The sequence below is a fragment of the Polynucleobacter sp. IMCC 29146 genome (assembly GCF_021395195.1).
Classification (GTDB): Bacteria; Pseudomonadota; Gammaproteobacteria; order Burkholderiales; family Burkholderiaceae; genus Polynucleobacter.
On the sequence record NZ_JAJVCR010000003.1, the window covers coordinates 238,385 to 259,945 of the forward strand.

Here is a 21,561-nt window from a genome sequence, read left to right on the forward strand (position 1 = left end):
TCAGGAGGGAGAGGCAGCGTTTGCTGCGGCGGGCTCAAGACTATCGGGACTCAGTTCGTGACTCAGGTCACGATGCGCTTTTAAAAACGCTAAAAAACCGCTATCGGCATAAGCGTTGGGGGGCACATCATCGGTGAGAATTGCTGCATCTAGAACAGCAAGGTCTTGCAAGCGCGATTCTTGTTGCCAATCGGTAATCGCCATTAAACCAAAAATAACCGCTGCGCTAGCGGCAAGCCACATCAACATGTTAAATATGGGGCCGTGCTTAGCATCGCCACTGAGTTGGCTTCCCGTTTGACCGCCAAAAGCAGGTGCAAAGCTACGCTGCCAGAAAAACGGCGTAGGGGTTTTTTGCGCGCGTAGCGCGTGCAGTCTTGCCTCGTCTAGACGATGACGAATTTTTGGCACAAGCTGTTGCGCACCTTGCTGCAAAAGAGCCATTGCGCTCTTGGCAAATTGCGCCTCTTCGGTCGGTGTAAGACCCGCGGTTTGGCTTTGCCCGCCTGATTGAGTGGGTCGAGAAGATTGGGTTGGTGCGGTAGGGCGGTTCACAGCGAGATTCCTTTGGCTTTTAATGCCTTAGCTAATGCTTGGGTAGCGCGGGAGCAGTGAGTTTTTACACTACCCTCACTGCATCCCATTGCTAAGGCGGTATCGGTAATACTGAACTCCTCCCAATAACGCATTAGGAAGGCTTCTTGTTGACGACTTGGTAATTTTGATATTTCTGCTTCAAGAATAGCAATTAACTGAATTTTCTCGAGTTGCTGTGCACCATCTTGATGAATACTGCTTTCATCGGGCGCAATTAAGTGCTCTAGCGGGTCGTAATCCTCGTTTTCAAGCTGTTTTTTACCTAAAGCCGAAAACAAGGTAACCCAGGTATTGCGAACCTTTTGGCGTCGAAACCAATCATGAATGCGGTTCTGTAGAATCCGCGTAAAGATGAGGGGTAGCTCATTAGCGGGGCGGTCGCCATATTTTTCAGCCAGCTTAATCATGGCATCTTGGACAATATCTAGGGCTGCATCATCGTCTCGCACGGCATATACCGCCTGCTTAAAGGCCCGTTTATCGATACCACTGAGAAAGTCGGCTAACTGTTGGGGGCTTGCCATAATGGCTAGATATAAAAGGACGAATTCACGGTTAAATAAGGGTTTTCACCCCCATTCTAGGGTATTGCTTTACAATCTAAGGCTCAGTATTTAAAAACCATTCAAGAAGTGGCTTTTATTTTTGCTTTAATTTTAAGCAGCAGCGCCGCCCGAACCAGGTCCAAAAGTCTAGGAAAGGGCTGACTAAACAATTTTTTGCCGAAAATTGCAAAGGAAATGAAATGAATACCAGCAGCGCAGAATTCTTGGCCTCAAAGGCTAATACCCCCACCGTTTCTCAAAATACTGGCCCCGAAATGATTGGCGCCGAAATGCTCGTTCATGCTTTGCACGCTGAGGGCGTTGAGTATGTTTGGGGTTATCCCGGTGGTGCGGTCCTCTTTATTTATGATGAAATCTTTAAACAAGATAAGTTTGAACACATTTTGGTGCGCCATGAGCAAGCAGCAGTGCATGCTGCCGATGGCTATGCGCGTGCGACTGGTAAGGTTGGTGTTGCCTTAGTTACTTCGGGCCCTGGCGTAACTAATGCTGTTACCGGTATTGCTACGGCGTATACCGATTCAATTCCCATGGTGATTATTTCTGGCAACGTACCTACTTATGCGATTGGTGAAGATGCGTTTCAAGAGGCGGATACCGTTGGTATTACGCGGCCAATCGTTAAGCATAATTTTTTAGTTAAGGACGTTAAGGATTTAGCTTTAACCTTGAAAAAAGCCTTTCATATCGCTCAAACTGGGCGTCCTGGTCCTGTTTTGGTTGATATACCAAAAGACGTTTCGGCAGCGAAGGCCCCGTTTTACTATCCTGCTGAGTTAACAATGCGGTCTTATAACCCAGTGGTAAAGGGTCATAGCGGGCAAATTCGTAAGGCTGTAGCCTTGCTGCAGCAAGCTGAACGTCCTTATATTTATACCGGTGGCGGCATCATTTTAGGCAATGCAGCGCCGGAATTAAAAGCCTTTGCTGATTTATTAGGTTACCCCGTCACTAATACATTGATGGGTTTGGGCGGCTTTCCTGGTACGAGCCCCCAATTTTTGGGCATGCTCGGTATGCATGGAACGTATGAAGCGAATATGGCCATGCAACATAGCGATGTCTTAATTGCGATTGGTGCACGCTTTGACGACCGCGTTATTGGTAATCCCGAACATTTTGCCAGTCATCCGCGCAAAATTATTCATATTGATATTGATCCATCCGTCATTTCGAAGCGGGTTAAGGTAGATGTACCCATTGTTGGCGATCTCAAAGAGGTATTGGTCGAGATGACCGCGCAATTGCAGGTCGCTGGCCCATTAAAAAATGATACTAAGCTCGCCGCATGGTGGCAACAAATTAATGAGTGGCGTAAGAAAGATTGTCTTAAATATGATCGCGACTCACAAATTGTTAAGCCACAGTATGTCGTTGAGAAGTTATTTGAATTGACTGGAGGCGATGCCTTTATTTGCTCCGACGTTGGCCAGCATCAAATGTGGGCAGCACAGTTTTATAAATTTGATCAACCCCGACGCTGGATCAATTCAGGAGGCCTAGGCACGATGGGGGTTGGTTTGCCTTATGCCATGGGGATTAAAAAAGCCTTTCCTGATAAAGATGTCTTCACTATTACGGGTGAGGGCTCGATTCAAATGTGTATTCAAGAATTGTCGACTTGCAAGCAATACAACACACCAGTCAAAATTGTTTCATTAAACAATCGCTACTTGGGTATGGTACGGCAGTGGCAAGAACTCACCTATAACCGCCGCTATTCCAGTTCTTACATGGATTCCTTGCCAGACTTTGTGAAGTTAGCGGAAGCCTTTGGTCACGTCGGCATGTTAATTGAAAAGAAAGCCGATGTTGAGCCTGCTTTAAAAGAAGCTATTCGCCTTAAAGATCGCACAGTTTTTATGGATTTTCAAACCGATCCAGAAGAAAACGTCTGGCCGATGGTGCAGTCGGGCAAAGGCATTACTGAAATGCTGTTAGGTAGTGAGGAGTTGTAATGCGTCACATTATTTCAGTTTTACTCGAGAATGAGCCTGGCGCCTTGTCGCGCGTGGTGGGTTTATTTTCGGCGCGTGGTTACAACATTGAAACGCTAAGCGTTGCGCCAACTGAAGATCCCTCACTATCACGTATGACTATCGTCACGATTGGCTCGGATGATGTTATTGAGCAAATTACTAAGCACTTGAATCGCTTGGTTGAAGTTGTCAAGGTATTTGATTTGACTGAAGGCCCACATATTGAGCGTGAATTAATGATGATTAAAGTGCGTGCAGTTGGCAAGGAACGCGAAGAATTAAAGCGTACCGCCGATATTTTTCGTGGGCGCATTATCGATGTGACTGATAAATGCTACACCATCGAATTAACTGGCGATAGCACGAAGTTAGATGCGTTTATCGATTCGATTGATCGAGTTTCTATTTTAGAAACCGTCCGTTCTGGCGCAACAGGCATTGGTCGGGGTGAGCGTATTCTTAAAGTGTAATTGGTAGTTTATTTTGTAATAGCGATAACTTATATCAACAAGAAGGAAATAGTATGAGAGTGTTTTACGATAAAGATGCAGATCTATCCTTAATTAAAGGAAAAAATGTGACCATCATTGGTTATGGTTCACAGGGTCATGCACATGCCTTAAATCTGAAAGATTCTGGTGTCAATGTTACGGTGGGCTTGCGTAAACATGGCGCTTCATGGAAAAAAGCTGAACAAGCCGGTTTAGCAGTGAAAGAAGTGGCCGATGCCGTTAAGGACGCCGATGTGGTGATGATGTTATTGCCCGATGAAGATATTGGTGCGGTTTATAAAGCGGAAGTACATAACAATATTAAGCAGGGCGCAGCCTTAGCATTTGCCCATGGTTTTAATGTGCATTATGGTCAAGTAGTGCCACGCGCCGACTTAGATGTGATCATGATTGCCCCTAAAGCGCCTGGTCATACCGTGCGAAATACGTATACCCAAGGTGGTGGCGTGCCTCATCTCATTGCGGTATATCAAGATAAATCAGGTCATGCTCGTGATGTCGCACTCTCTTATGCCACTGCCAATGGCGGTGGACGCGCCGGCATTATTGAAACGAATTTCCGCGAAGAAACTGAGACCGATTTATTTGGTGAGCAAGCAGTGTTGTGCGGCGGCACGGTTGAGTTAATTAAAGCGGGTTTTGAAACTTTGGTTGAAGCTGGCTATGCGCCTGAAATGGCTTACTTTGAATGTTTACATGAATTAAAGCTCATTGTTGATTTAATTTATGAAGGCGGTATTGCCAACATGAATTACTCGATTTCGAATAATGCCGAGTATGGTGAATATGTTTCTGGCCCACGCATTGTGACTGAAGAAACTAAAAATGTCATGCGTCAGTGTTTGAAAGATATTCAAACTGGTGAGTATGCAAAGAGCTTTATCTTGGAGAATAGAGCGGGTGCGCCCACTTTAATTTCCCGTCGTCGTTTAACTGAAGAACATCAGATTGAAGAGGTTGGTGCTAAGTTACGCGCGATGATGCCGTGGATTGCGAAAAATAAATTAGTTGATAAAGCGAAAAACTAAGTGGATTTAGGCCAGTTTCGATGATGTATCCCCATCCCCTTATTGCTAAAGAAGGCTGGCCTTATTTAATTGGTTTGGCGATCGTTATTTTGATCGTGCAGCATTTTGGCGGTTTATTGTGGTCGTGGCCGCTGTGGCTCATTTTCTTTTTTGTCTTGCAGTTTTTTCGTGACCCACAGCGTATTGCTCCATTAGGTCGCGATTTAGTAGTGTCGCCTGCTGACGGCCGAATTGTTGCGGTTGAGGTCTGTAATGACCCCTATGCTGATCGCGAGGCATTAAAAATGAGTGTCTTTATGAATGTTTTTAATGTGCACTCGAACCGAATTGCAGTGACGGGGCATATACGTAGCATTCAATATTTTCCGGGCTCGTTTGTGAATGCCGATTTGGACAAAGCCTCTACGCAGAATGAACGCAATGCTGTAGTAATTGAGGCTAACAGCCAAATCATTACTTTAGTGCAGGTAGCAGGGCTCATTGCACGGCGCATTTTATGTTATGTGCATGTTGGCGACCGCGTAAAAAGGGGTGAGCGCTATGGTTTCATTCGCTTTGGTTCGCGGGTTGATGTGTACTTACCTCTAACCGCTGAGCCATTAGTGAGTGTGGGCGATATTGTTTTTGCGACTAAAACTGCGCTAGCGCGTTTACCAGGTTTAGATACGTAATGCCATTTCGTCGCCGTTTACGATTCGATCGTAGCCGTTTAAAGCGCCAGCGTACTTTAGGTCGCGAAGGCGATGCTTGGGATGGAGATACGCATAGCGCGGCCGACGATCATCCTGATTTTGAGGTTGAGCAAGAAATTGAATTGAAGCCTCGCCTGCGTAGCAAGGGAATTTATTTGTTACCTAATGCGTTTACAACCGCTGCTTTATTTTGTGGTTTCTTTGCGATCGTGAATGGCATGAACCACCAATTTGAAACTGCGGCAATTGCAATTTTCGCAGCCTTAGTTTTAGATGGCATGGACGGTCGGGTAGCAAGGATGACCAATACCCAAAGCGCTTTTGGTGAGCAATATGATTCTTTATCTGACATGGTTTCATTTGGCGTTGCGCCGGCTTTGGTGGCGTACGAGTGGGTTTTAAAAGATTTAGGTAAATGGGGCTGGTTAGCTGCCTTTACTTATTGTGCTGGTGCAGCCTTACGACTAGCACGTTTCAATATTAATACCGGCGTCGTTGATAAGAAATTTTTTCAAGGCCTGCCAAGCCCAGCCGCCGCCGCTTTATTAGCAGGCTTTATTTGGTTGGCTGATGATAATAAGTTGCCCGTTAAAGATTACGCCATTCCTTGGGTGACTTTCTTTATAACGGTTTATGCTGGTTTAACGATGGTTTCTAATGGCTATTTTTATAGCGGCAAAGCCTTAGATGTGCGCTACCGCGTGCCATTTTGGGTTATGGTCTTGCTAATACTGGGTTTTGTGCTGATTTCATCAAACCCCCCGGTGACCTTATTTGCTGTTTTTGTTGCCTATTCAGTCTCAGGATATGTCATTTGGGCTTGGCGTCGCTTTGCCGCTAAAGGCTAAGTAAACTAATTTGATGTATAGTTTATCTATGTTGATGAATTTAACCCCTAATTTAGCCCTGCTTCTATTAGCACTAAGCCTAGCGCTTGGGGCGGGTAAGCCTTGAGTTAATGAAACCAGATTGATTCATTAATCCAAACATACCAGCCCCAGCAAATTGCTGGGGTTTTTGTTTTGTAGTTTGCGTAATGCAGTGCAGATCGATGAGTAGCGATTTATTGGAGAGTAACTATGACAGACAAATTAATTATTTTTGATACCACCTTGCGCGATGGCGAGCAGTCGCCTGGCGCCTCGATGACTAAAGACGAAAAAGTCCGCATTGCGCGACAACTTGAGCGCCTTAAGGTGGATGTGATCGAAGCAGGCTTTGCGGCTAGCTCAGAAGGTGATTTTGACGCAATTTCGGCAGTTGCTGCAGCCGTGAAAGATTCCACTGTTTGTTCTTTAGCGCGTGCCAATGATCGTGATATTACGCGGGCTGCCGATGCATTAAAGGCCGCTAATTCAAAGCGGATTCATACTTTTATTGCCACTAGCCCATTGCACATGGAAGTGAAATTGCGGATGACGCCCGACCAAGTCTTAGATCAAGCGATACGCTCAGTTCGCTTCGCACGTAACTTAGCTAATGATGTGGAATTTTCAGCTGAAGACGGGTATCGCTCAGAAATGGATTTTTTGTGTCGCGTATTTGAAGCCGTTATCGATGCTGGAGCAACGACCATTAATGTTCCCGATACTGTTGGCTATGCCATTCCTGAGTTATATGGCGAGTTTATTAAAACATTGCGTACCCGCGTGCCTAATTCGGATAAAGCGGTTTGGTCGGTACATTGCCATAACGATTTAGGTATGGCGGTGGCTAATTCTTTGGCTGGGGTGAAGATTGGAGGGGCTCGACAAGTAGAGTGCACGATTAATGGTTTAGGTGAGCGCGCTGGTAATACTTCATTGGAAGAAATTGTGATGGCTTTGCGCACCCGTAAAGACTACTTCAATTTAGTTTCAACAATTGATGCCACTCAAATTGTGCCGGCTTCAAAATTGGTTTCCCACATTACGGGCTTTGTCGTGCAGCCCAATAAAGCCGTGGTTGGAGCTAATGCGTTTTCACATGCCTCTGGTATTCATCAAGATGGTATTTTGAAAGCCCGCGAAACCTATGAAATTATGCGTGCTGAAGATGTAGGTTGGTCAGCAAATAAAATAGTCTTGGGTAAGTTATCTGGTCGAAATGCATTTAAACAACGCTTAGATGATTTGGGCTTAACTTTAGAGTCGGAGGCCGACTTTAATGAAGCATTTGTGCGCTTTAAAACCTTGGCAGATCAAAAAGCGGAAATCTTCGACGAAGACATTATTTCGATTATGTCGGAGGCTGCTCATGCTGAAGAACACGATTTTTATCATTTTATTGGCATTAGCCAGCACTCTAAAACCGGTGAAAGACCAATGGCTCGAGTGAGTTTTCGCATGGGTGATACCGACGTCAGTGCAGAGGCTGAAGGCAATGGGCCGGTTGATGCGAGCTTAAACGCAATTGAAGCTTTAGCTAAAAGTGGTGCTGAACAGCTTTTGTACTCGGTTAATGCGATTACTTCTGGTACCCAATCGCAGGGTGAAGTGACTGTGCGCTTGGCAAAAGGAGGACGTATCGTGAATGGGGTGGGTACCGATCCTGACATCATTGCAGCTTCAGCTAAAGCCTATTTATCTGCCTTAAACAAGCTTTACGATCCACGGCATGTGAAGTTAAACGCCCAAATGACCCCATAAGCTGCCTTATATCAAGCAGATTGCCCTCTAATTTAAATTCTGCTACAATTCGATGGCTTTGATTTATAAAGCTTTTTTTAATCGCACGACACTAAAAGGGTGAAAGCTCGGGTGTTCGCAAGTAAGGAGTAATACGATGTCAGTAGTTCATAGTCAAACGGCGGAAATCGTCAAAGAAAACGCGCGTAGCGCAAATGATACGGGTAGCCCTGAAGTTCAAGTGGCCTTATTAACCGCTCGTATCAACGACCTTACACCCCATTTCAAGGCAAACGCCAAAGATCATCACAGCCGTCGTGGTTTGTTGAAGATGGTTTCGCGTCGTCGCCGTCTCTTGGATTATCTCAAGGGCAAAGATCTGGATCGTTATCGCGCGTTGATTGAGAAGTTAGGCCTCCGTAAGTAATTGGCTGGCATTTAGTAGCAGTTTGAGTGCTTCTAGATTACCTGTTTAGGGGATCGTGTCATTCCAATGCGTCTCTCAGCCCCCATTGCCCTGCGCTGAGTGCCTCACTGGAATGGCATCCCTTGTAATCTCGAATTGCTCCAGCGTAGTCGAGGCGCTGCATTTCCTCGGCGAGCGTTAAGTAGCTTGTTTTAGCATCCATTTGGAATGCACAAGCACAATTTGGAGAATGAAAAAATGACCATGTTTAATAAAGTAGTAAAGACCTTTCAATGGGGCCAACAGCAAGTAACAATGGAAACGGGTGAAATCGCGCGTCAATCTGGCGGTGCGGTTATGGTAGATATAGGCGATACGGTGGTATTAGCCACTGTTGTAGCTTCAAAATCAGCAAAACCCGGGCAAGATTTTTTCCCTCTTACGGTTGATTATTTAGAAAAAACCTATGCCGCAGGCAAAATTCCTGGTGGCTTTTTCCGCCGTGAAGGACGTCCATCAGAAGGCGAAACCTTAATTTCGCGTTTAATCGATCGCCCAATTCGCCCGCTATTTCCTGAAGGTTTTTATAACGAAGTGCAAGTGGTCATTCATGTTTTATCGATTAACCCCGACATTCCTTCAGACATTCCTGCCTTAATTGCTGCATCAGCGGCTTTATCGATTTCAGGAATTCCGTTTAATGGCCCCATTGGTGCGGCCCGCGTGGGTTATCGTGATGGTCAGTATTTACTTAATCCAACCCGTGCTGAGCAAGCAACCAGCGATCTCGATTTAATTGTGGCTGGTACGCAGGCCGCAGTGTTAATGGTTGAGTCTGAAGCACAACAATTACCAGAAGATGTGATGTTGGGTGCTGTAGTTTATGGTCATGATCAAATGCAAATTGCGATCAATGCCATTCAAGAAATGGTCCGCGAAGCTGGTAAACCCGAATGGGATTGGCAAGCTGCACCAAAGGATGAGCCTTTAATTGCTAAGGTAACAGCCCTTGCTGAGGCGCCTTTACGTGAGGCCTATCAAATGCGTCAGAAACAAGCGCGCTCAACCAAGCTAAAAGAAATTAATAAAGAAGTGCTAGCTAAGTTAGCACTTGATGGTGATATTGATGAAGTTGCTGTGGGTAATATTTTGTTTGAGATTGAAGGCAAAATTGTGCGCAGTCAAATTTTGAATGGTGAACCCCGCATTGACGGGCGCGATACTCGCACCGTTCGGCCGATTGAAATTCGTAGTGGTGTTTTGCCCCGTACACACGGTTCAGCGCTTTTCACGCGCGGTGAAACTCAGGCCTTGGTAGTTGCTACCTTGGGCACCGCACGCGACGAACAAATTATCGATGCACTTGAAGGCGAGCACCGTGATCGTTTCATGTTCCACTACAACATGCCCCCATTTGCTACTGGTGAAACCGGTCGCGTAGGTAGCCCTAAGCGTCGTGAAATTGGCCATGGCCGTTTAGCGAAGCGCGCGCTCATTCCTGTTTTACCAAACCCAGAAGATTTTGCTTATAGCATTCGGGTGGTTTCTGAAATTACCGAATCAAATGGCTCTTCATCGATGGCTTCAGTTTGCGGTGGTTGCTTGGCGTTAATGGATGCAGGTGTACCTGTCAAGGCACACGTTGCAGGCGTAGCGATGGGCTTGATTTTAGACGGCAACCGTTTTGCTGTTTTAACTGATATCTTGGGTGATGAAGATCATTTAGGTGACATGGACTTTAAGGTAGCCGGCACAGCAAATGGGATTACAGCTTTGCAAATGGATATTAAGGTACAGGGTATTACCAAGGAAATTATGCAAGTGGCTTTAGCGCAAGCGAAAGAAGGTCGCTTACATATTCTGAGCAAAATGCAAGAAGCGATGGGCTCGGTTCGTACCGAGTTATCAGAGCATGCGCCAAGAATGGTATCTTTCAAAATTCATCCCGATAAGATTCGTGAAGTAATCGGTAAGGGCGGCGCTACCATTCAGGCCTTAACTAAAGAAACTGGTTGCAGCATCAATATTGAAGATGATGGCACGGTAACGATTGCATCTACCAGCGCTGATGGCTTAGCCGAAGCAAAGAGCCGTATTGAAGGTATTACCGCTGAAGCTGAGGTAGGCAAGATTTATGAAGGCCCGGTTGTGAAGTTGCTTGAATTTGGCGCCTTAATTAATATTCTTCCTGGCAAAGACGGTCTCTTACATATTTCAGAAATCGCCAATGAGCGTGTGAAAGAAGTAAAAGACTATTTACAAGAAGGTCAAATTGTGCGCGTGAAGTTATTGGCTGCCGATGAGCGTGGGCGTTTACGTCTTTCCTTAAAAGCAGCAATGGCGGAAGAGGGTGGCACAATTGTACCTTTAGCCGCTAGTGCAAACGCTACTAAGCCTTCGGAAAATACCCCTGCGAATGGTGAGACAGTTTAAGTAAGATAACCTTTACTTAGCTAAATGATCTGACAGTGAACGGAGATGGCTGATGCGCGTGATTGAAATTCGTGAACACGGTGCGCCTGAAGTCTTAGTTTCAAGCACTCGCCCGGACCCCGCTGTACCAACAGCAGGTTCTGGTGAAGTGTTAATTCGGGTTTTGGCAGCTGGTATTAACCGCCCCGATGTATTGCAACGCAAGGGTCATTACCCTGTGCCTGCTGGCGTCTCTGATATTCCCGGCCTGGAAGTTGCTGGCGAAATTATTGGTGGCGATTTAGCCCACGCTGATAATACATTTGGCCTTAAGTTAGGGGATAAAGTTTGTGCCTTAGTGCAGGGCGGTGGCTATGCCGATTTATGTTTAGCCCCCATTGCGCAATGTTTGCCTTATCCAACTGGTTTTAGTGACCAAGAAGCAGCCTCCTTACCCGAAACTTTTTTTACCGTATGGAGTAATGTTTTTATGCGCGGCGAGCTGGCCAAGGGCGAAACTTTATTAGTGCAAGGCGGTTCAAGTGGTATCGGAGTTACTGCGATATTAATTGCTAAGGCTTTAGGGCATCGGGTGCTGGTTACCGCAGGTAGCGATGAAAAATGTGCTGCTTGTATGAAGCTAGGTGCCGATGTGGCGATTAATTATAAAACCCAAGATTTTGTCGAAGAAGTAAAAAAAGCCACTGATGGTAAAGGTGTGAATGTTATTTTAGACATGGTAACTGGTGCCTATGTGCAACGTGAAATTGATTGTCTGGCTGATGATGGTCGTATTGTAATTATTGCGATTCAAGGCGGCTCAAAAGCGGAAGTAAATACGGGCCAGATTCTACGGCGACGCTTAACTATTACGGGCTCTACCTTACGCCCTAGACCAGTAGCCTTTAAAAAGAAAATTGCGCAAGCTTTGCATACGCAAATTTGGCCCTTACTAAATGCCGGTCAATTAAAGCCCGTAATTTATAAAATCTTCAGCATGAATGACGCTGCCGATGCGCATCGCTTAATGGAATCGAGCGAGCATGTGGGTAAAATTATTCTTACGGCGTAATTAAAAATATGCGCCCACTCATTATTGTTGCCAACTGGAAAATGCACGGTAGCTTTAGCCGTAATCAAACATGGATGCAAGATGTCTGCCGTTCTATGGCGCAAGGTATGCCTTCAGGACGGCGCTATGCAGTGTGTGCACCATTTCCCTATTTAGCGCAATGTGCAGAGCTACTGCGCGTGGGTGGAGTAGCCGCCTTAAGTTTGGGCGCACAAGAGGTATCGGCCCATCTCGATGGACCCTATACTGGCGAAGTTTCTGCTCCTATGTTAGCTGAGCTTAGCTGCTCTTATGTCATTGTGGGTCATTCTGAGCGGCGCGATCTTCACCAAGAGACTGATGAACAAATTGCCGAAAAGGCTTTGCTCGCTTTAGATCATGGTTTAACTCCAATTATTTGTGTTGGTGAAACTGCTGATCAACGCAATTCAGGTCGAGCAGAAGAGGTTGTGCGCTCACAAATTGCTCGACAGGTTACGGTTTTACAAGATCGCTTAGTTGATTCTTTAATTGCTTATGAGCCGGTATGGGCAATTGGCACTGGCAAAGTTGCTACCGCGCAAGTTGCGCAAGATATGCATCGCGCTATTCGCCATCAATTAGCTGAATTTAATGACGACGTGGCCTCGCATATTGGAATTTTATACGGCGGTAGTGTTAAGCCTGAGAATGCCGCAGAATTATTCGTGATGCCAGATATTGATGGTGCTTTAGTAGGCGGCGCTTCATTAATTGCTGAAGATTTTCTAGCGATTTGCCGAGCTTAAATATTTTATTGGAGATTTAGCATGGAATGGTTTACTACTCTTTTAACAGTTTTGCAGGTGATATCTGCATTAAGCGTAATTGGTTTGGTTTTATTACAACAAGGGAAGGGTGCCGATATGGGCGCTGCCTTTGGTTCTGGCTCTTCAGGAAGTGTCTTTGGTGCTAGTGGCTCGGCCAATTTTCTGTCGCATACCACGGCCGTTTTTGCCACCGTATTTTTCTTAAGTACCTTAGGCCTTACTTGGGTTGGCAATAAAAAAACTACTGTTCCTGGCGTGCTTTCAGGCTCTACTCTTCCTATGGCGGGTGATGTGCCAGCGCCAGTAGCACCAGCTGCCCCAAATACACCTCCAGCTAGCCCGGCAAAAAATGCTGCCGCACCAGCTCCAGCAACAGAGCCTGCCGCAGCTAAAGATGCCGGTAAGCCAGTAGTGCCTAAGTAGATCGCTCATTAGCTAAACGAAGAAGCAAGGCAAAGTTGAGTTAATAGAAGTTGGGTGATATGCATCCGAGTAAGAAGCTGTAAAATTTTAGTTGTTCAGTAATTTTGTAATATGCCGACGTGGTGAAATTGGTAGACACGCTATCTTGAGGGGGTAGTGGCTTAGGCTGTGCGAGTTCGAGTCTCGCCGTCGGCACCAAGCAGATTTATCTGTCACATCAAATGCAGTCTTGCTCATGATTACGCAGGACATGGGCTATCAAATGAAAAGATCATGGCTGGCATTAAGTTAGGCATTATCTCACTGGCAGCAATCAATGTTATTGCTGTCTTTGATTTAACCGGAATTGCCGCGCAGGCCGAATATGGCTTTAGCACCATTCTTTTTGTTAGTACCCCATTAATTATTTACTCCTTGCGTAAACCCTACTGGGATGCACATGATACAAGTACTAGGCTAGAGCCTTTTAGTAGAGGGAACCGGTCTGGTATTTAGCGCATCTTATTTACCCAGCACGCTCATGTAGCCCGTTATGTATGAGATTGAAAAGAAGAGAGTATTGGTGATACCTTTTTTGGAATTAATATTAATTTTAAAACCGGTATTCTTTTTTTGAATTAAAAAGTCTTCACTAAGCTCAATAGAAATTTCTTCACCAAATTCGCAGCCCATTGCATTACATGGGCCAGGCGTTCGGTTAATTGATTTCAATGGCACAGTTGCACCATCAACTATTTGCGCCGATTGATATTCACGCATGCCATTTAAATAAATTAATTTTGCAAAGGCGCGATAAGTCACGTGGCCATGCGAATTTTTAGTAGCAACCAAGCCAAACTGCTCACTAGTGTTGTTATCGCCGATAGTAAAAATTTCAGGCCCAATATAAGTCACACTTTGATCGGTAGTTGAGGTTTTAATCTGTGTCGCTTTTGCTACCGAAGTAACCTCATCCGAGCTAATGACAATTTCATGGCTTGCGCATGCAGATAGGAAAATTCCAGCAGCAATGAGTGGCAGAATTTTCAATAGGGCAGCGGGCATGATTGACTTAAGCTCGAAGGAGGTTGAGTTAGTAAAGGGTCACGTTAGTAAGGATGCGTGATTCTAGTCTGAAATGTTGAGAGCCTAATCAACTGATGCTCCAGAAGATTTCACCACCTTTTCCCATTTCTGAGTTTCAGCTGCAATAATTTTGCCAAAATCTTCTGGCGTACCAGCAATTGGTACTCCGCCTAACTCGGCCAGCCGTTCACGCATTTTTGGGTCAGCCAAAATTCTGTTTACTTCAGCATTGACACGATCAATCGCGGCGCGTGGAGACCCCTTAGGCATACCTATACCAAACCAAGCGGTAGCCTCATAACCGGGAACCGTTTCTGCGACTGTGGGTACATTAGGCAAAGATGGGTCGCGCGCTGCAGAAGTTACTGCTAAAGCACGCAGATTGCCCGATTTAATATGGCCTGCAGAGGAAGGCAAGTTATCAAATAAGACTTGTACTTGGCCAGCCATCAAGTCTACTAATGCTGGCCCTGCGCCTTTATATGGCACATGCAGCATATTACAGCCGGTCATCGATTTAAATAGTTCGCCTGATAAATGTACCGAAGTACCGCTACCTGAGGAAGCCATATTGACTTTGCCTGGATTAGCTTTGCAATAAGCAATAAACTCCGCCACTGTTTTGATTGGTAATGAAGGTGGAATAACCATCACATTGGGAGTGCGTACCAGGCCTGCCACGGGGGCAATATCACGAATAAAATTGTAATTGAGGTTCTTATAGAGTGAAGCATTAATTCCATTGGCAGGATTTACGAGCAACATCGTATAACCATCGGGTGCCGACTTAATTACAAATTCAGCACCAATGTTATTGCCAGCCCCAGGTTTATTTTCAACCACCACATTCTGCCCTAATGCCTGAGTTAAGGGCTGCGCGATGATACGGGCTAATACATCTGTAGTACCAGCGGGTGGGTAAGGCACAACCCACTTAATGGATTTTTCTGGATAGTCAGCTGCCGTTGCTGTATTGATAGCGGCTAGTAAAGTACAAATGCTGGCTAAGGTAACTTTGCTTATAAAATTCATACGATCTCCTAATTAGTAGCTTGTTATTTTTTCACTTTCATTAAAACTTACATCGATTTCCTTTTAATATCAGTAGTACTTTATATAATAGCTTTAAGATTAAATCAGATTACAAACACAGCGGCGGCCGTTTTAAGCCAAATTGCGTGCTTTGTTCAAAAGCATACGCTAGTTGCAAAACGCCGAAGTCGGCACGGTGGCGCCCAACAATTTGAACGCCTACTGGCAAGCCATTTGGGGTGAAGCCAGCAGGTACTGAGATTGCGGGATTGCCTAAAGCACTAATTAAATACAGTGATTTTTGCCATTCGATATAAGTCTGCATGGGAACCCCATTGATTTCCCGCGGATAGTCGAGGTCAATTGCAAAAGGGGTCACTTGATTCACTGGCAAAATTAAAAACTCATATTGCGCCATAAATTCGCGCATGCGATGGTAGAGTTCGGTCCGTTTGGCTTCGGCTCGAGCTAATTGAGGGCCGGTAATGGGTATGCCTTGCTCGGCATTCCAAATAACAGTGTCTTTAAATTTTTCACCATGTTCGGCCATTAAAGGGGTAATGCGTAGTTCCGTACGCCAAGCACGCCACAACATAAAAATTTCATCAGCTTCAGCGATGTCTGGTTCGGCATTGACTACTTCACAACCCAATGCTTCGAATACCGAGCGCGATGCGGCTAAAACTGTTGAAACTGCTGGCTCTACTGGTAGTCCACCCAAATTAGCGCTAAAGGCGATTTTACAGCCCCGAAAATCACGTGTCAGTGGTTGATTGAAAATAGTGCCAGGGGCTTCTAGTGCAATGGGCGAGCGATCGTCGGGCCCAGCCATGGCAGACATTGCAAGCGCTAAATCGGACACATTACGAGCCATGGGACCAGCGACACTCATGGTGTACCAGCCTAGTTGATCGGGCCAATTGGGCACCCGGCCAACTGAAGGGCGTAAACCCACCACATTGCAAAAATTTGCTGGATTACGCAGCGAGCCACCCAAATCGGTGCCATCAGCCAGTGCGATCATGCCCGCAGCTAAAGCAACTGCGCCCCCGCCCGACGAGCCGCCACAGGTTTTGCTCAAATCGTAAGGATTTGGTGTTGCGCCAAATACGGCATTAAAGGTTTGACTTCCAGCCCCAAACTCAGGGGTATTGGTTTTACCTAGACTTATAGCGCCAGCTCTTTTAAGCCGCTCGACTGGGAGCGAATCAACTTCAGGGATGAAATCTTTAAAGGCGAGCGAGCCAAAGGTAGTTTTTACCCCTTTAGTCAGAAATAGATCTTTGTGAGCTACTGGTAAGCCATGTAGGACGCCAATTTCGGCCCCGCTCTCTAGGTGTTGATCAGCCCTTTGGGCCTCTTGCATAGCTGAATCTGCGGTTAGGGTGACGATGGCGTTTAGGGTAGGATTTAAACGCTCGATTTGGTCTAAATGCGCCCGTATAACTTGGCTAGCTGATAGTTTTTTAAGACGCATTAGCTCGGCTAGTTGCGTGGCCGGAAGAAAACAGAGGTCTTGATTGACTGGCATAAGTAGGGCGCTTAGGGTTTTGCTTTATCTCAGCAAAGATGGGTAGAATGGGCAAGCATAATGCTATTCATCAATAAGCTAATTTATCGTGATTTATCCACTAACAGGGGATAGGTTTGCAAGCTACTAATATTAAGAATCCTGCTTATTTTCATAAGGTTGTGGATTGCCAATGGGCTTGCCCAGCCCACACTCCAGTGCCTGAATATATTCGCTTAATTGCGCAAGGGCAATATACCGATGCCTATATGGTTAATTGGGTTTCCAATGTCTTTCCTGGAATTTTAGGTAGAACTTGTGACCGCCCTTGTGAGCCTGCCTGCCGTCGAGGGCGGGTTGAAGAAAATAATGGTGACGACCCCGAGCCAGTGGCAATTTGCCGTTTAAAGCGGGTTGCAGCCGACCTAAAAGGGGATGTGCAGGCGCGTATGCCTAAGATTGCTAAGAAAAATGGCAAACGCATAGCTTGCGTTGGTGCAGGCCCCTCATCACTTACGGTAGCCCGCGATTTAGTGCCATTAGGATATGAGGTCACCGTTTTTGATGGCGAGCAACGTGCGGGTGGTTTTATTCGCTCACAAATACCCCGTTTTCGTTTACCAGAATCGGTAATCGATGAGGAGACTGGTTATATTCTTGATTTAGGCGTGCAATTTAAAGGTGGTGAACGCATTAGTTCGATGAATGCTTTATTGGCCACAGGTTTTGACGCTATCTATGTAGGCTCTGGTGCCCCGCGTGGTCGAGATTTAGATTTGCCGGGCCGCCAAGCAGCTGCCGAGCAGATTCATATCGGCATTGATTGGTTGGCTTCAGTTTCTTTTGGGCACATTACGAGCATTGGCAAAAAAGTGATTGTGTTGGGCGGCGGAAACACCGCAATGGATTGTTGTCGTTCGGCAAGAAGGTTAGGTAGTTCTGATGTCAAAGTAATTGTACGCAGCGGTTTTGAAGAAATGAAAGCTTCGCCATGGGAAAAAGAGGATGCGCTGCATGAAGGTATTCCAATTATTAATTTTCATGTGCCAAAAAGTTTTGAGGTGCAAGATGGAAAATTAATTGGCATGTACTTTACTGTAGTGGCAGCAGTTTATAACGAACGAGGCGAGCGCAAACTGGTGCCAAATGGCGAGCCCGACATATTCTTTCCCTGTGATACCGTGCTATTGGCAGTTGGTCAAGAAAATGCTTTTCCTTGGATTGAGCCCGATAGCGGCATTCAATTTAATCACCATGGTTTACCAGAATTAGATAAGATTTCTTTTCAGTCGACAAATCCACAAGTATTTTTTGGGGGCGATGCAGCGTTTGGTCCTAAAAATATAATTACTGCAGTTGCTCATGGCCATGAAGTTGCTGTATCAATTGATCGCTTTTTACACCATGAATCGCCCACTGTAAGGCCACCACCATATACCAATTTAATGTCGCAAAAAATGGGTATCCACGAGTGGAGTTATCATAACGATGTATCAGTTGATTTGCGTTTTCCGGTACCTTGGGCTGAAGCGGCAAAGGCCTTAGCAAATATTCGGGTAGAGGTTGAATTAGGCTTTGATGCCGCCACGGCATTTAAAGAAGCTAATCGATGTTTAAATTGCGATGTCGAAACCGTCTTCACCCGCGAAACTTGCATTGAATGTGATGCCTGTGTTGATATCTGTCCGATGGATTGCATTACTTTCACTGAAAATGGTGATGAGCATGATTTGCGCTTACGCTTAAAAGCGCCTGCCACCAACCTCACGCAAGCGCTTTACGTCTCAGCTAATCTCAAATCGGGTCGGGTTATGGTGAAGGATGAGGATGTCTGTTTGCACTGCGGTTTATGTGCTGAACGCTGCCCAACAGGCGCATGGGATATGCAGAAATTTTTGTTAGAAACTACGCCGGCTGGTCCAGATTGCCGAGATAAAACACTAAATCTGCCAGTGGAGTTGGTATGAAGCGCATTGAGGCTGTGAATGATTTTGTAATTAAATTTGCCAATGTCAATGGCTCTGGCTCGGCTTCCGCTAATGAACTTTTTGCCAAAGCAATTTTGCGGATGGGAGTACCTGTTAGTCCGCGTAATATTTTCCCCAGCAATATTCAGGGCATGCCAACTTGGTATGAAGCTCGAGTGTGCGCGAAGGGGTATTTAGGGCGCAGGGGCGGGGTCGACATCATGGTGGCTATGAACCCCCAAACTTGGGATGCCGATGTAGCCGAAATTGAGCCCAATGGCTATCTTTTTTATGACTCGACGCGCTCAATACCTGAATCACAGTTTCGTAAAGATGTGCACACCATTGGTGTGCCTTTAACTGAAATTAGTAATGCTAATTATCCCGATGCTCGTCAACGGCAATTATTCAAAAATATTATTTACGTAGGTGCTTTATCCGCTTTATTAAAAGTTGATAGTGCAGTCTTTGAAAAATTGTTTGCCGAGCAATATAAAGGTAAAGAAATTTTGCTTGATTCAAATATTAAAGCCTTTCATTTGGGCTATAGCTACATTCAAAAGCATTTTAAAGATGCGATTGGCATTCAAGTGCGCCGTGAAGACGGGGTTGGCGAACAAATTTTTATCGATGGCAATAGCGCGATTGCTTTGGGTTGCGTCTATGGAGGTGCGACGGTAGCTGCTTGGTATCCGATTACACCTTCTTCTTCGGTACCCGAGGCATTTCAAAAGTATTGTGAACGTTTTCGAGTCGATAAAAAAACTGGGCATGATCGTTTTGCCATTATTCAAGCCGAAGATGAATTGGCTTCGATTGGGATTATTATTGGCGCTGCTTGGAATGGGGCGCGAGCCTTTACTGCCACATCGGGCCCTGGTATTTCGCTGATGACAGAATTTATTGGTTTGGCTTACTTTGCCGAAATTCCTATTGTTATTATTGATGTGCAGCGTGGCGGCCCTTCAACGGGTATGCCCACTAGAACCCAGCAATCGGATTTATTAGCCTGTGCTTATGCTTCCCATGGCGACACTAAACATGTGCTGCTATTTCCTGAGGATCCTTACGAGTGCTTTGAACAAGCTGCTGTAGCACTAGATTTAGCTGAGCTCTTGCAAACCCCAATCTTTTTAATGACTGATTTAGATATTGGTATGAATCAGCGTTTAAGCAAACCATTTACATGGGATGAGCGAGAAGCGTATCACCGTGGCAAGGTCATGTCCTACGAAGACTTAGAAGCCGGAAAAGATTTCGGACGCTATAAAGATGTGGATGGCGATGGCATTCCATGGCGTACTTTACCCGGTACCCATCCGACTAAAGGTAGTTTTTTTACTCGTGGTACAACCCGTGACGCTTATGCGCGCTATTCAGAGCGAGGGCCCGATTACATTTACAACATGGAGCGTTTGTTATTAAAGTTTAAGGTTGCCGCTGACTTAGTGCCCCAGCCAATTATTGAGCAAGGCAAAACCCCGAGTCAATTTGGGGTGATTTATTTTGGTTCAACTAGCCCAGCGATGCAAGAGACATTAGATGTTCTGCGTGCAGATAAAATTGTGCTTGATGCAATGCGAATTCGGGCCTTCCCATTTTCTAAAGTTGTGAGTGATTTTATTGCTAAACATGAAAAAGTATTTGTAGTTGAACAAAATCGTGATGCACAGATGCATACGCTGCTCACTACCGAGTTAGAAATTGATCCAGCTCGCTTAATCAAAATTTTGCATTACGATGGTACGCCAATTACAGCACGCTTTATTGTTGCCGCTATTGGTCAGCACCTAAAATCACCCGTTACTACCAAATCTCGCGCTCGCCTTGAAAAGGAATCATCATGACTTATATTGCTAAGCCGAGCATGCATCATCCTAGCTTAAGCACCAATAAGGTTGGCTATACTCGGCGTGATTATGAAGGTCGCATTTCTACTTTATGCGCGGGTTGTGGGCACGATTCAATTTCTGCAGCAATTGTTCAGGCTTGCTGGGAAATGGATATTGAACCCCACCGTGTAGCTAAATTATCTGGCATTGGCTGTAGTTCTAAAACACCGGATTATTTTCTTGGGGCTTCCCATGGTTTTAATACTGTACACGGGCGCATGCCTTCAGTCTTAACGGGTGCAAATTTAGCTAATCGTGACCTTCTATATTTGGGCGTTTCAGGTGATGGCGATTCTGCTTCAATCGGGTTAGGACAATTTGCGAATGCTATGCGGCGCAGTGTACGCATGACTTATATCGTTGAAAATAATGGCGTCTATGGGCTTACTAAGGGTCAATTTTCTGCTACGGCAGATCGTGGCTCAAAAAGTAAGAAGGGTATTGTTAATAACGATAGCCCAATTGACTTAGTAGGGCTGGCTTTGCAGTTGGGCGCTACTTATGTTGCGCGCAGTTTTTCTGGAGATAAAGAGCAATTAGTACCTTTGATTAAAGGCGCAATTGGCCATGGCGGGGCTGCTTTTATTGATGTCATTAGCCCCTGTGTTACTTTTAATAATCATGGTGGTAGCACTAAAAGTTACGATTATGTTAGACAGCATAATGAAGCAGTGAGCCGGATTGATTTTATCCCACAACATTCTGAAATTACCACTGCATATGCTCCGGGAGAATTGATTGAAGTGCGCCAGCACGATGGTAGTTATTTGCGATTACGTAAGTTAGACACTAGCTATGATCCTACAAATCGCTATGCAGCCTTAAGTTATATTAATGAACATCAAGATCGCGGCGAAGTGGTTACTGGGTTGCTCTATTTAGATCCGCTGGCTGGTGACTTACATGAAGCGTTAAATACCTGTGCTGAGCCTTTAAATTCTTTAGGAATTGCAGAGTTGTGCCCAGGGGTTGATGCTTTAGCAAAAATAAATGCTTCTTTACGATAAGACATAT

The 21,561-nt window shown here is 45.4% G+C and carries 20 protein-coding genes and 1 tRNA gene; 16 read left to right on the forward strand and 5 right to left on the reverse strand.

Annotated features, from left to right (window positions below):
* Together LZT22_RS05025 and LZT22_RS05030 are read right to left on the reverse strand one after the other, a co-directional pair.
* Window positions 1-555 (reverse strand): DUF3619 family protein, encoded by a 555-nt coding sequence (locus LZT22_RS05025; protein WP_233923973.1) that lies wholly within the window; start codon window positions 553-555, stop codon window positions 1-3.
* A complete protein-coding gene (locus tag LZT22_RS05030; protein ID WP_233923974.1) occupies window positions 552-1,121 on the reverse strand; it encodes an RNA polymerase sigma factor in 570 nt (189 codons plus the stop codon). Before LZT22_RS05030 ends, LZT22_RS05025 begins: the two co-directional genes overlap by 4 nt.
* 221 nt (window positions 1,122-1,342) lie before the next feature.
* Between LZT22_RS05030 and LZT22_RS05035 the strand changes: the two genes are divergently transcribed.
* The 13 genes from LZT22_RS05035 (at window position 1,343) to LZT22_RS05095 (ending at window position 13,576) form a co-directional block, all read left to right on the forward strand.
* Window positions 1,343-3,121, forward strand: a complete 1,779-nt coding sequence (locus tag LZT22_RS05035; RefSeq protein ID WP_233923975.1) for an acetolactate synthase 3 catalytic subunit — start codon at window positions 1,343-1,345, stop codon at window positions 3,119-3,121.
* Window positions 3,121-3,612 (forward strand): acetolactate synthase small subunit, encoded by a 492-nt coding sequence (gene ilvN, locus LZT22_RS05040; RefSeq protein WP_233923976.1) that lies wholly within the window; start codon window positions 3,121-3,123, stop codon window positions 3,610-3,612. Before LZT22_RS05035 ends, ilvN begins: the two co-directional genes overlap by 1 nt.
* 53 nt (window positions 3,613-3,665) lie before the next feature.
* Entirely contained in the window at window positions 3,666-4,682 is a 1,017-nt protein-coding gene (gene ilvC / locus LZT22_RS05045; protein WP_233923977.1) for a ketol-acid reductoisomerase, read from the forward strand.
* 20 nt (window positions 4,683-4,702) lie between these two features.
* Complete coding sequence (locus LZT22_RS05050) at window positions 4,703-5,353, forward strand: phosphatidylserine decarboxylase (RefSeq protein WP_233923978.1); 651 nt, start codon at window positions 4,703-4,705, stop codon at window positions 5,351-5,353.
* Complete coding sequence (pssA, locus tag LZT22_RS05055; RefSeq protein ID WP_233923979.1) at window positions 5,353-6,222, forward strand: CDP-diacylglycerol--serine O-phosphatidyltransferase; 870 nt, start codon at window positions 5,353-5,355, stop codon at window positions 6,220-6,222. The genes LZT22_RS05050 and pssA overlap by 1 nt, the downstream gene beginning before the upstream one ends.
* Window positions 6,223-6,453: 231 nt before the next feature.
* Window positions 6,454-8,001: a 2-isopropylmalate synthase gene (locus LZT22_RS05060; protein WP_233923980.1), complete on the forward strand. Its 1,548-nt coding sequence runs from the start codon at window positions 6,454-6,456 to the stop codon at window positions 7,999-8,001.
* 136 nt (window positions 8,002-8,137) lie between these two features.
* A complete protein-coding gene (rpsO, locus tag LZT22_RS05065; protein WP_233923981.1) occupies window positions 8,138-8,407 on the forward strand; it encodes a 30S ribosomal protein S15 in 270 nt (89 codons plus the stop codon).
* A gap of 237 nt (window positions 8,408-8,644) precedes the next feature.
* Window positions 8,645-10,819, forward strand: a complete 2,175-nt coding sequence (gene pnp, locus LZT22_RS05070) for a polyribonucleotide nucleotidyltransferase (protein WP_233923982.1) — start codon at window positions 8,645-8,647, stop codon at window positions 10,817-10,819.
* 52 nt (window positions 10,820-10,871) lie between these two features.
* A complete protein-coding gene (locus LZT22_RS05075) occupies window positions 10,872-11,870 on the forward strand; it encodes an NAD(P)H-quinone oxidoreductase (protein ID WP_233923983.1) in 999 nt (332 codons plus the stop codon).
* Between the two features lie 8 nt (window positions 11,871-11,878).
* Entirely contained in the window at window positions 11,879-12,637 is a 759-nt protein-coding gene (gene tpiA, locus LZT22_RS05080) for a triose-phosphate isomerase (protein WP_233923984.1), read from the forward strand.
* 21 nt (window positions 12,638-12,658) lie between these two features.
* On the forward strand, window positions 12,659-13,081 hold the full coding sequence (gene secG, locus LZT22_RS05085; protein ID WP_233923985.1) for a preprotein translocase subunit SecG: 423 nt from the start codon (window positions 12,659-12,661) through the stop codon (window positions 13,079-13,081).
* 113 nt (window positions 13,082-13,194) lie between these two features.
* A tRNA-Leu gene (locus tag LZT22_RS05090) sits at window positions 13,195-13,279 on the forward strand.
* Between the two features lie 75 nt (window positions 13,280-13,354).
* Window positions 13,355-13,576 (forward strand): hypothetical protein, encoded by a 222-nt coding sequence (locus LZT22_RS05095; RefSeq protein ID WP_233923986.1) that lies wholly within the window; start codon window positions 13,355-13,357, stop codon window positions 13,574-13,576.
* 6 nt (window positions 13,577-13,582) lie between these two features.
* On the opposite strand, the gene LZT22_RS05100 is transcribed toward LZT22_RS05095, so the two are convergent.
* The 3 genes from LZT22_RS05100 to LZT22_RS05110 form a co-directional block, all read right to left on the reverse strand.
* Window positions 13,583-14,125 carry a hypothetical protein gene (locus LZT22_RS05100; RefSeq protein ID WP_233923987.1) on the reverse strand — a complete coding sequence of 181 codons (543 nt, stop codon included), beginning with the start codon at window positions 14,123-14,125 and terminating at the stop codon, window positions 13,583-13,585.
* An 84-nt stretch (window positions 14,126-14,209) separates the two neighbouring features.
* Complete coding sequence (locus LZT22_RS05105) at window positions 14,210-15,178, reverse strand: tripartite tricarboxylate transporter substrate binding protein (RefSeq protein WP_233923988.1); 969 nt, start codon at window positions 15,176-15,178, stop codon at window positions 14,210-14,212.
* A gap of 109 nt (window positions 15,179-15,287) precedes the next feature.
* Entirely contained in the window at window positions 15,288-16,709 is a 1,422-nt protein-coding gene (locus tag LZT22_RS05110) for an amidase (protein WP_233923989.1), read from the reverse strand.
* Window positions 16,710-16,825: 116 nt separating this feature from the next.
* Here LZT22_RS05110 and LZT22_RS05115 point away from each other — a divergent pair, with 116 nt between their 5' ends.
* From LZT22_RS05115 to LZT22_RS05125, 3 genes are read left to right on the forward strand one after another with little or no spacing between them, the layout of a single operon-like run.
* Window positions 16,826-18,655, forward strand: a complete 1,830-nt coding sequence (locus tag LZT22_RS05115; RefSeq protein WP_233923990.1) for an FAD-dependent oxidoreductase — start codon at window positions 16,826-16,828, stop codon at window positions 18,653-18,655.
* Entirely contained in the window at window positions 18,652-20,502 is a 1,851-nt protein-coding gene (locus tag LZT22_RS05120; protein WP_233923991.1) for a 2-oxoacid:acceptor oxidoreductase subunit alpha, read from the forward strand. Before LZT22_RS05115 ends, LZT22_RS05120 begins: the two co-directional genes overlap by 4 nt.
* Window positions 20,499-21,554, forward strand: a complete 1,056-nt coding sequence (locus LZT22_RS05125; protein WP_233923992.1) for a 2-oxoacid:ferredoxin oxidoreductase subunit beta — start codon at window positions 20,499-20,501, stop codon at window positions 21,552-21,554. The genes LZT22_RS05120 and LZT22_RS05125 overlap by 4 nt, the downstream gene beginning before the upstream one ends.
* Window positions 21,555-21,561 lie beyond the last annotated feature (7 nt).

What these genes read in the sequence shown, in the direction of transcription:
- tpiA (WP_233923984.1), top strand. Translation starts at nt 11,879, where the DNA reads ATGCGCCCACTCATTATTGTTGCCAACTGGAAAATGCACGGTAGCTTT.
- LZT22_RS05060 (WP_233923980.1), top strand. Translation starts at nt 6,454, where the DNA reads ATGACAGACAAATTAATTATTTTTGATACCACCTTGCGCGATGGCGAG.
- LZT22_RS05110 (WP_233923989.1), bottom strand. Translation starts at nt 16,709, where the DNA reads ATGCCAGTCAATCAAGACCTCTGTTTTCTTCCGGCCACGCAACTAGCC.
- LZT22_RS05100 (WP_233923987.1), bottom strand. Translation starts at nt 14,125, where the DNA reads ATGCCCGCTGCCCTATTGAAAATTCTGCCACTCATTGCTGCTGGAATT.
- secG (WP_233923985.1), top strand. Translation starts at nt 12,659, where the DNA reads ATGGAATGGTTTACTACTCTTTTAACAGTTTTGCAGGTGATATCTGCA.
- LZT22_RS05105 (WP_233923988.1), bottom strand. Translation starts at nt 15,178, where the DNA reads ATGAATTTTATAAGCAAAGTTACCTTAGCCAGCATTTGTACTTTACTA.
- ilvC (WP_233923977.1), top strand. Translation starts at nt 3,666, where the DNA reads ATGAGAGTGTTTTACGATAAAGATGCAGATCTATCCTTAATTAAAGGA.
- pssA (WP_233923979.1), top strand. Translation starts at nt 5,353, where the DNA reads ATGCCATTTCGTCGCCGTTTACGATTCGATCGTAGCCGTTTAAAGCGC.
- LZT22_RS05030 (WP_233923974.1), bottom strand. Translation starts at nt 1,121, where the DNA reads ATGGCAAGCCCCCAACAGTTAGCCGACTTTCTCAGTGGTATCGATAAA.
- LZT22_RS05095 (WP_233923986.1), top strand. Translation starts at nt 13,355, where the DNA reads ATGGCTGGCATTAAGTTAGGCATTATCTCACTGGCAGCAATCAATGTT.
- ilvN (WP_233923976.1), top strand. Translation starts at nt 3,121, where the DNA reads ATGCGTCACATTATTTCAGTTTTACTCGAGAATGAGCCTGGCGCCTTG.
- LZT22_RS05035 (WP_233923975.1), top strand. Translation starts at nt 1,343, where the DNA reads ATGAATACCAGCAGCGCAGAATTCTTGGCCTCAAAGGCTAATACCCCC.
- LZT22_RS05050 (WP_233923978.1), top strand. Translation starts at nt 4,703, where the DNA reads ATGATGTATCCCCATCCCCTTATTGCTAAAGAAGGCTGGCCTTATTTA.
- LZT22_RS05120 (WP_233923991.1), top strand. Translation starts at nt 18,652, where the DNA reads ATGAAGCGCATTGAGGCTGTGAATGATTTTGTAATTAAATTTGCCAAT.
- rpsO (WP_233923981.1), top strand. Translation starts at nt 8,138, where the DNA reads ATGTCAGTAGTTCATAGTCAAACGGCGGAAATCGTCAAAGAAAACGCG.
- LZT22_RS05075 (WP_233923983.1), top strand. Translation starts at nt 10,872, where the DNA reads ATGCGCGTGATTGAAATTCGTGAACACGGTGCGCCTGAAGTCTTAGTT.
- pnp (WP_233923982.1), top strand. Translation starts at nt 8,645, where the DNA reads ATGACCATGTTTAATAAAGTAGTAAAGACCTTTCAATGGGGCCAACAG.
- LZT22_RS05125 (WP_233923992.1), top strand. Translation starts at nt 20,499, where the DNA reads ATGACTTATATTGCTAAGCCGAGCATGCATCATCCTAGCTTAAGCACC.